General features: G+C 34.0%; 9 protein-coding genes. 1 reads left to right on the forward strand and 8 read right to left on the reverse strand.

Features of this window, described 5'->3' with window-relative positions; all coding sequences use genetic code 11:
* Window positions 1-2 precede the first annotated feature (2 nt).
* Window positions 3-92 carry a hypothetical protein gene (locus ACU68U_RS08810; protein WP_420896855.1) on the forward strand — a complete coding sequence of 30 codons (90 nt, stop codon included), beginning with the start codon at window positions 3-5 and terminating at the stop codon, window positions 90-92.
* A gap of 65 nt (window positions 93-157) precedes the next feature.
* Here the strand turns inward: ACU68U_RS08810 and ACU68U_RS08815 are convergent, their stop codons facing one another.
* The 8 genes from ACU68U_RS08815 to ACU68U_RS08850 all read right to left on the reverse strand — a co-directional run bounded on the left by ACU68U_RS08815 (window position 158) and on the right by ACU68U_RS08850 (window position 7,932).
* Window positions 158-1,180 (reverse strand): DUF5633 domain-containing protein, encoded by a 1,023-nt coding sequence (locus ACU68U_RS08815; RefSeq protein WP_446763160.1) that lies wholly within the window; start codon window positions 1,178-1,180, stop codon window positions 158-160.
* A gap of 1,185 nt (window positions 1,181-2,365) precedes the next feature.
* The gene (locus tag ACU68U_RS08820; RefSeq protein ID WP_094206380.1) at window positions 2,366-2,788 is read right to left on the reverse strand and encodes an ATP-binding protein; all 423 of its coding nucleotides are present in this window, start codon (window positions 2,786-2,788) and stop codon (window positions 2,366-2,368) included.
* Between the two features lie 44 nt (window positions 2,789-2,832).
* Complete coding sequence (locus ACU68U_RS08825) at window positions 2,833-3,768, reverse strand: TIGR01212 family radical SAM protein (protein WP_446763161.1); 936 nt, start codon at window positions 3,766-3,768, stop codon at window positions 2,833-2,835.
* Complete coding sequence (locus ACU68U_RS08830; protein WP_446763162.1) at window positions 3,761-4,201, reverse strand: peroxiredoxin; 441 nt, start codon at window positions 4,199-4,201, stop codon at window positions 3,761-3,763. Before ACU68U_RS08830 ends, ACU68U_RS08825 begins: the two co-directional genes overlap by 8 nt.
* A complete protein-coding gene (locus tag ACU68U_RS08835) occupies window positions 4,194-5,030 on the reverse strand; it encodes a Cof-type HAD-IIB family hydrolase (protein WP_446763163.1) in 837 nt (278 codons plus the stop codon). The genes ACU68U_RS08830 and ACU68U_RS08835 overlap by 8 nt, the downstream gene beginning before the upstream one ends.
* Window positions 5,020-5,343: a DUF1292 domain-containing protein gene (locus ACU68U_RS08840; RefSeq protein ID WP_002836077.1), complete on the reverse strand. Its 324-nt coding sequence runs from the start codon at window positions 5,341-5,343 to the stop codon at window positions 5,020-5,022. The genes ACU68U_RS08835 and ACU68U_RS08840 overlap by 11 nt, the downstream gene beginning before the upstream one ends.
* A gap of 14 nt (window positions 5,344-5,357) precedes the next feature.
* On the reverse strand, window positions 5,358-6,749 hold the full coding sequence (gene pepD, locus ACU68U_RS08845) for a beta-Ala-His dipeptidase (protein ID WP_446763164.1): 1,392 nt from the start codon (window positions 6,747-6,749) through the stop codon (window positions 5,358-5,360).
* A 64-nt stretch (window positions 6,750-6,813) separates the two neighbouring features.
* Window positions 6,814-7,932, reverse strand: a complete 1,119-nt coding sequence (locus ACU68U_RS08850; protein WP_446763165.1) for a HipA domain-containing protein — start codon at window positions 7,930-7,932, stop codon at window positions 6,814-6,816.
* Window positions 7,933-8,066: the final 134 nt, after the last annotated feature.

Here is an 8,066-nt window from a genome sequence, read left to right on the forward strand (position 1 = left end):
ACATCTATTATTACAATAACGAAAGAATTCAGAAGAAAACAAAATGGATGCCACCTACAAAGTATAGGTTAGCATCCACTACAACTAATTAATTAAATATTGTGTCCAGTTTTATGGGTACACATCAGACCCCATTTTACTTTTTTAAAATTAAATTTTATTTGCGTTTTTTAATTGAAGTATACACACCAAGAACGCCTGCCAATGATGCTGCCTGTAGTGTTAATACTTCTGATTCGATACCAGCTTTTGGTAATTTTTTCTTATCTGTAGTAGTTTTTACTGGTCTACTAACTTTGTTGTCTGAGGTAGTTGTATTAACTTTTTCTGATTTCTTAACAAGAGTTACTTTTTTCTTTTCTGCGTTTTTCTTGAATTCTTCGGCTTTTTTCTTAGCTTCAGCTTTCATCTCTTCAGATTTCTTTTCTTCCTCAGCCTTCTTTGCTTCCTCGGCCTTTTTCTTTTCTTCTTCAGCTTTCTTTTTTTCTTCTTCGGCTTTTTTTGCTTCTTCTTCAGCCTTCTTCTTTTCTTCTTCTTTTTGTTTTTCTGCTGAATTTTTCAATCCATCTACTTTATTTTCTTTTTCTGCTTGTTTCTTTTCTTCGGCAGTCTTTTCTTCTGTTTTTTCTTTTTTATCTGAATTGTTTGATTTTTCTGGTTTGATTTCCTTGAATTTTAATGTGTAGTGCCATTTGCCATCTTTTTCTTCCACGTCAAATGCATTTTTTACTAATTCTGTTTCCAAGTCTTTCTTGGCTGCTTCTTCTGCTTTTTCTTTAGTATCAAATTCGGATTGAGGCTTTAATTGTTTGATTTTTTCAATTGCTTCATCAAAACGTCTCAACATTCCTATTGCATATTCAGTATTTAAAACTGTTGGTTTATCAAAGACCGCTCTTTCTTTTATTACTTCTATCTTTAACTTTTCTACTTCAGAAATTTTTCCTTGTTTTTTTAACTCAGAATCTTTTTCTGATTTTAATAATTCAGAATCTTTTTCTAATTTTTCTATAATTTTATCAACATTATTCAATATTTCATTTAAAACTTCTACCGAAACTTTTTCTTGTAGCATTTTTGCATTATTTGTATTGTCCGCTGTAGCATAAGTGCTAACTCCACTGCCAAGAACTAAAGTTCCTGCAAGCACTGCTACCAATAATTTTTTATTAAATTTCATATTAATATGACAATGGAAACTTCCCTCAACGGGTGGAATTTGTCGCCCCCCCTTCAGCCTTTCAAATATATTTCAAATCCGTTTCCAAGCAATTTCTTGCCATTCCATTTACACCATCTACTCTTATTGCCCCACCAGAAATATTCCTACCGAAATACTCCTCGTTTTCTGCACAAAAAAATTTGAATTTTTTGTTAATATGTATACAAATTTTGGTTTGTCAAAAGTAGTTTTGCATATAACTATTTATATTGATATTTTTATTATACTATATGATTTTAGGTAATACAATATATCCTTAATATTTCAACAATTTTTCCTGTTTTTTCTCTACTGTTAAACAAAATCAGATTTTTGTTCTTTTTTAAAAACCAATACTAGCACTTTAATAAAAAATCGTAACTAAGCGAGTCATCTGGAGTAAATTGTGTCAAATTCAATCGAAGAAATTCGTTAAAAAATCTCATTGTCTGAGTGCGTAGCACGAGTTTGAGATTTTAGAATTTTGAGATTAGAATTTGCCAATTTACGTAAGCCAGACGATGCGTGTTACGACTTTTATTCTGTATGTTTGTGAAGCGACAAATTTTTTTGCATGTCAGTGAAACAAATCAGATTACTGCATTTGCTAAGAATATCGTCTGGAGAAAATAACCAAAAATCCAAGCGAAGTGACCCGTCAAAAATCTCACTCGTGAAAGCCGTAGGCGCACTTGAGATTTTATGGGCATGAGCGTGAGGATTTTTTTATTTTCGTAAGCAGATATTCGTGCAAAACAGTTTTCTGATTCGCCCTTAACTGAAGCAATCGCGGAAATCTGTTTACGTAAGCCAGACGAAGCGTGTTACGACTTTTATTCATTATCTTTGTGTTGCGATAAATTTTCTCGTCCATGTGTTCGTGCAAATCAGTTTACTGCTTTTTTCTAGAATCAATTGTAGCATACATAATAAAAGCTCGTAACTAAGCGAGTCATCTGGAGAAAATTGTGTCAAATTCAATCGAAGAAATTCGTTAAAAAATCTCATTGTCTGAGTGCGTAGCACGAGTTTGAGATTTTAGAATTTCGAGATTAGAATTTGCCAATTTTCGTAAGTCAGACGAGCGTGTTACGACTTTTATTCCGTATTTTTATGTAGCGACAAACAAAAATAGACCCTATCAAAGGGTCTATCATGAGTGTATTATTCGTGCAATTCCACTGTTTCTTCGTGGTATTTTGCTGGTAAGCTTGATTTTTCTTTGTTCATTCCTATGAAGAAGTTAACGTTAGCTTCTTTTGATAAAACTTCCAAGTTTTCTAGGAATTCTTCTAATTGTTGTTCTGTCATTTCAACGATTGAGTAAATTCCGTCTACGTAAATTGTTTCGATGTCGAAATCTTGTGACATTATTCCTGCCAAAAATCCATACAAACTTTCTGGACTTGAGATGTGGAATGTCGATGCATCTATAAGTCTTACTGAGTGATCAAGTGAGAATATGTGCTTGTCATCAGAGTCTATAAATATTATGTTACCGTTTTTGTTTTGTTTTTCGTCGTTGGCCTTATCGATCAACCATTTTGTTTTTCCGCTACCTTTAGGACCTACTACAAATTTAACCATTATTATCATCCTTTCTTAAACCATTTTAAAAAGTTTAATTTACTTTATATTATTATACCCATTCTTTTACTAAAATTATCACCTTGGAAAATATTTTCTCGTTCCATTTTTTCAATTATCATATCCTGTATTTTCCAGTGACTTGTATTCCAGTTGCAAAACACGGAAGTCTCTTCGGGCATTCTGCCGACTAGGCGTTGAATTAGGATATCCTTATCCAAATATTTCAAGAATTCGCAAACTTCATTCACGTAATCGTCCAGTGATTTGAGTTTAACTTTTCCTTCTTCGTACCACTTCGCAAGTATTGTGTGTTTGGGAATGTATAATGAATGGATTTTACATTCGTCAACTTTTAATACCGACAAAAGCTTCGCAGTTTCCCTGACATCGTCTATGTCATCCCACGGAAGTGCCAATATCACGTGTGTGCAAATTCTAAATCCGTATTCTTTTATCATCAAACAAGCACGAATGAAATCCGCGACTGTGTGTTGTCTGTTGATTATCTTCAAAGTTTTGTTGTTGGATGTTTGAAGTCCAAGCTCTATGATGATGTCGACGTTTTTTTCGTCTTGAAGTTGTTTCAATATCTCCAAATGCTCACGTGCTATGCAATCAGGTCTTGTGGATACGCTGACCGCAACGACATTTTCTACAACTGCTTCGTTGACGTATTGTCTGAACAATTCAAGCGGCATGTATGTGTTGGAGTAATTTTGAAAATACGATATGAATTTGTGGGCGTTGTATTTGTTTTCGATAGTTTGTTTGTCTTTTTCCAATTGTTCACGAATTGAAAGGTGTTTTTCTTTGTTTTCGAAGCTTCCACCTTCTTCGTGACAATAAATGCAACCACCATGCCCCAACCTTCCATCTCTGTTGGGACAAGTCAAATCCAGTTTTATGGGAAGTTTGTAGACTTTTTCTCCGTAATGTTCTTTTAGATATTTGCTGTAAATGTTATATCTATCAGTCATTTAGGTTGTCTCGTACGTAATCCAAGACTTCTTGTGGATTTTCGTCTGGTTTTACTTTTCTGAATTCTTTGACCAAGTTCATATCCTTGTCAAATACAAACGTGCTTCTTTCTGTTTTGGTAACTTCTTTGCCGAACATTGTGCCCTTGTAAACGCAACCAAAATTGTTCAAGAATATTCTTTCTGGGTCGGATATCAATTCTTGTTTTAGTCCTTGTTTTTTTCTGAAATTTTCGTGTGTCTTTTCTGTGTCCTTGCTTATTCCCACAACTTCTGTGTTCAGCTTTTGAAATTCGTCGTAAATTTCGGAAAATCCGTCCGCTTCTATTGTGCATCCACTTGTGTTATCTTTTGGATAGATGTATACTACCAAGTTTTTGCCCTTGTATTTGTCATAATATTCTTCATTCAAAAATTCTTTTAAATTATTCATAATCCCTCAACTCAAATAGTTCTTCTAAAAATCTCGCCATTCCGTCTTCTTCGTTTGTGTATTGTGTTATGATGTCTGCGTTTTGTTTCAAAATATCGTCGGAGTTTTTCATCGCAACTCCAAGTCCACTGTTCACAACCATTTCCAAATCGTTGTGCGCATCGCCAATAGCAACCACTTCATCACTTGTTATTCCAAAATGTTTAAGCACATGAATTGCCCTTTTGTATTTGTCCGTGTTAACGTTTTGCACTTCGAGCATTCTGATGTTTTTGGAAAAATACTTCGTGTGAATGTGATATGTCACGTTAGAATTAGCCTTGATATGATCAACAATATCGTAAATACGGTCTTTACTTGCTATCATAATCATACTTACACAATCATCTATCGGCAAATTCCTCTCAGACAATGTCATGATTTCACCAATATCCCCAACACTATCCTCAAAATTCTTCTTATCTTCTTCATCTTGGATGAGAAGTGCGCATTTGTTTTCCACAAAAAAATACGGTCTTATCCCATACTCCTCTGATAGAGTGCTAAGCTCATCCACCACATTGGATTCTAACTTCAAATCCTCATCCGTTGCAATATTGGAGCTACTGTGAATAATAGCTCCATTATTTGCAAGGATTATTTTGTCAAAATCTAATTTTTCGGTTAATTGCTTAGCTCTGGATAGACCTCTTCCTGTCGCAATAATAATCTTTATGCCGTTGTCATAAAGTTTTTGTAAAATTTGATTACTGAAATCAGTAATTTTTTTATCATCTGTCAGAAGAGTTCCGTCCAGATCAATCATAACAGCCTTAAAATTATTCTTCATCTTCTCCTTCAAAATCTACGAAAAGAGATTCGAATGTTTCTTTTGCTTTTTCGTATTCAGCATCGTCTTCGATAACATCTAAGTTAGCTTCTTCTTCGTTGATTTCTTCGTATTTGTAAATCATAATTTCGTTGTCATCTTCAGATACAAGTGCGATGTAATCACTGTCGTAGCCTTCAACTTCGAATACTCCAAGGATTCCGCATTCGATTTCGCCGCCATCTTCTAATGTTAGTACGATTGTATCTAACTCTTCTTCATCATACATTTCTTCGTTTAATTCTTCATTTTCTAAATTTCTTTCGTCACTCATTTTTATCCTCCATTTTATAATGATTCTACTAATTTCTTCAAGAATTCGTACACCCTAGCTGTAGATTCCAAATCCAAAGTTTCTTTTGGTGTGTGAACTCCCGTCATATCTGGGCCGATGGAAATCATGTCCATGTCCGGATATTTCTTTGAAAATACTGCACATTCAAGACCTGCGTGAATAACATTCACTTGCATATCTTTTCCTGTGACTTCCTTATAAACTTTCAAACATTTGTCTCTTAGTTCGCTATCTTCACGGTATTCCCAAGGTTCGTAGAATCCTTCAGATTTAACTATTCCATTGTTTGATTTTGTTGTATTTGTAATCAAATCTTCAACTTCTTTTATTTTATCCAAAACTGAGGATCTGATTGATACCATAAACACAAATTTGTTATCTTCTGTTTTTGCTATTGATTGGTTAAGAGAAGTTTCCACCAAATCGGCGTTTCCTTTTACCATGTCCACAACTCCGTTTGGAATTGTTGTTAGGAAATTCAAGATGTGTTCAGTAGATTGTTCGTCCATTGGAGTTTTTTCATCTACTTGTTCAAACTTAAATTCCATCTTTTCTTCGACTTGTTTGAAACCATCAACGTTTAGTTCTTCGTCTTTGATTTCGTCTTCACTTGCAATTATAAGTTCACAATTTCTTGGGATTGCGTTGTGTTTTGTACCACCATTTAATGATACAATTCTCAAATTGTGACGTGTCGATAATTCTTTTAGGATTTTAACTGTGGATTCGATCGCATTAAGGTGATTTTTGTTGATATCTTGACCACTGTGACCACCTCTGAAACCATTGATTGCTATCCTGTAGAAATATTTTCCAAAATCTTCACGTTTGATTGCAAATTCAGAATTCAAAGTATTGCCACCAGCGCAACCACAAGTCATGATTCCTTCTTCTTCACTGTCAACGTTGATAAGGTATTTGCCTTTTAAGAAATCTTCGCTTACGGCATTCGCACCGATAAGTCCAACTTCTTCGTTTGTCGTAATCATCAATTCCAAATCAGGATGTGACAAGTTTTCATCTTGCAAAATAGCAAATCCCATTGCGATTGCTATTCCATTGTCAGCTCCAAGTGTTGTCTTGTTGGCAGTTAACTTGCCATCTTTTTCGATAAATTCTATCGGATCTTTGGTGAAATCATGATCGCTGTCATCTTCTTTTTCGCAAACCATGTCCATGTGACCTTGCAAAATAACTCCTGGATGACCTTTTTTATCTTCTGTTGCAGGCTTTCTGATTACGATGTTTAATTCGTCGTCAACATCGTATTCTAGACCTAGTTGTTTTGCTTTATTTACTAAGTATTCGTTAATTCTTTTTTGGTCAAATGAACAACGAGGAACATTCGACAATTCTCTGAAATTTTCTAATACTATATTTTTCATTTAATTACACCTCAAGACTTATATACCCATTATGAAATCAAAAACCACAAATTTTATGCATTAATTATATAGATTTTGTTACTCTGTCTGCGATGATTTTTTTCCTATCAGGGGCAAATTCTTCGAGATAATCACTTTCTGAAAGTACGTCTACGATTATTTCGTAAATTTTATTCGCATCAATTTTTTTGTCGATTTTTTCTTTGATTAGCTCAAACTGTTTTTTTCTGTCAGTGTAGAACGGCTTCACATCAGGATTGTAAGAATTTATCGCAGTATCAAGTGTGTTGTAGAATAAGCTTGTTCCCGAATCATAAATCGGAGCCATTCCTCTAACTTCAAGCGTTTCAACATCTCTTATGAATCCAAAATTATTAAAATGTCTGTCTTCGTTGAAAATTATATAATCAAGAAATAGCATGTCATCGATTCTGTTTTTCGCATCATTAACTCCTAGTTTTTCCAATTCTTCAATCACGAAATCATACATTGAAATATGATTAGGTTTTTGAACATTTTGAACAATCGCATTAACTGGAATGAGTTCAGTGTTTTCATCGATGAAATTCTCACAAACAGAACAAGTCTTGTCACCAATATTTTTTATTTCGTATTTAATGTGATTGATTCCTAGAATTTGTGAGATTTCATAGGCGATTTTTTCGTTGAAAGCTTCTTGATAGAATGGTTTTGATGAGCCTTTAACGAGAATTCTCTTGTCTTCATTTAACATCCATGCTTTTTTAAGCCAACCATCTGATGTGTTGTTCGGAGTTTTTAGTGAAAAAGAACTTTCGGATTTGCCAAACATAAAAAGTCCCATATCTTGTGAGAAATCATTTTGGAAAAAGTTGATGTCTTTCCATTCTACGCTGTCGTTTTTTTCTTTTATCCAATATTGATCCGAAAGAGATAGTCCGAAATACGCCAAGCTAAGTTCGTAAAGCGATTTGCCTTGAATGTTTTTCAAAATAATGTCCTTGTCCTGTCTGGTATCTGGAATTCTTCTACCTTTTAGAAAATGCTCGAAGCTACTTTTTTCGATTATATTTTTCTTATTGTTGTATTTAACTTGCACCGGTCTGTATTTTGGATTGTATATTTCTATGATTTTTATGATTTTGTTGTGAATCATTTCAAACGAAAACACCGGCGTGTTTTTATTGTAGATTACATATTCCATTCTATCCCCTCCTTATATAATGTATTTAGGTTGTTAAAGGTAACCTATAACCCTTTATCGACTAAGTATTATTCAGTTTTACTGTATAATATTGTTATTAGATAGAGTGTACTCGTCCCCTCCTTGAGATTTAA

Source organism: Finegoldia sp. P3-F-LR, assembly GCF_052932165.1.